At 64.3% G+C, this 1,002-nt stretch carries 2 protein-coding genes; both read left to right on the top strand.

The window, feature by feature from the left end; translation table 11 throughout:
- A partial coding sequence (locus MKK75_RS23195; protein ID WP_244044873.1) for a baseplate hub protein occupies window positions 1-796 on the top strand: 796 nt, incomplete at its 5' end.
- Window positions 796-1,002 (top strand): hypothetical protein (locus tag MKK75_RS23190; RefSeq protein WP_244044872.1); only part of this gene is annotated, 207 nt, incomplete at its 3' end. The genes MKK75_RS23195 and MKK75_RS23190, both read left to right, overlap by 1 nt.

Here is a 1,002-nt window from a genome sequence, read left to right as displayed (position 1 = left end):
GAGCAGCACGCAGCCCGCGTTCTACGTCGGCAAGTCGGTGACGCTCTCGGCTGGTTACGCCTCCGGCTCCGTGTTCGTCATCTTCAAGGGCAAGATCCTCCAGGCCCGCAACCTGCGTCAGGACGTGACCGACACGGTGCTGGCGATCCTCGCCACGGACGGCGACACGCCCCGCAACTATGCCGTCGTCAACAAATCCCTGTCGGCCGGGTACACCTACTACGATCGGGCGATGGTCGCGGCCGATGCCATGCAGGCCCTCGGGCTCGGCCTCGGCTATGTCGACAAGGATGCTCTGACCAAGACCAAGTTCCCCCGCGGCTTCGCAGCCCATGGCATGGCGAAGGATCACCTCCGGGAGATCGCCTTCGCCACCAGGACATCGTGGTCGATCCAGAATGGCAAGCTCCAGATTCTGGCCAACGATAAGCCGCTGCCGGGCAGTGCCATCGTCCTGAACGGCAAGACCGGTCTCGTCGGTATGCCGGTTCAGACGATCAACGGCGTCGAAGGTCAGTGCCTCCTGAACGGCAACATCGTCCCCGGCAGCGTCGTGCAGATCGATCAAAGCTCAGTCCAGCAGGCGGAGTACGATCCGAGCATCACGGGCGCCCCGAACAACGCGCAGCTCGATGCCTTCGGGGTCGCCGCGGACGGCCAATACAAGGTCATGGCCGTCAGCCATTCGGGCGATACCTGCGGCGAGCCGTTCTTCACGCAGTTCATCGGGGTCAAGCTCTCGGCCGGCTCCGTTTCGCCGGCACTGGCGTCTCGCGGCATAGGATACCCGGGCTGATGATGGACGATCCTGAGAAGATCTTTCTCGCTTCGCCGCAGTGGAAGGGCGCCGTCGAGGGCGCACGGGAAGGCATGGCCCTCAAGGGCTACACCATGGACGACGACACGCTCGGCACGGTCGCCATGTCGGTGCTGATCCGGTTCATCGGGGCCGGCGGGTACGAGATCGAAGGCGTCGAGAAGACCATGGCGATGGTCCTGAGC

It is taken from the genome of Methylobacterium sp. J-030 (assembly GCF_022829545.1).
In the GTDB taxonomy this organism is placed as follows: Bacteria; Pseudomonadota; Alphaproteobacteria; order Rhizobiales; family Beijerinckiaceae; genus Methylobacterium.
This window is presented reverse-complemented; position numbering and strand designations above follow the sequence as displayed.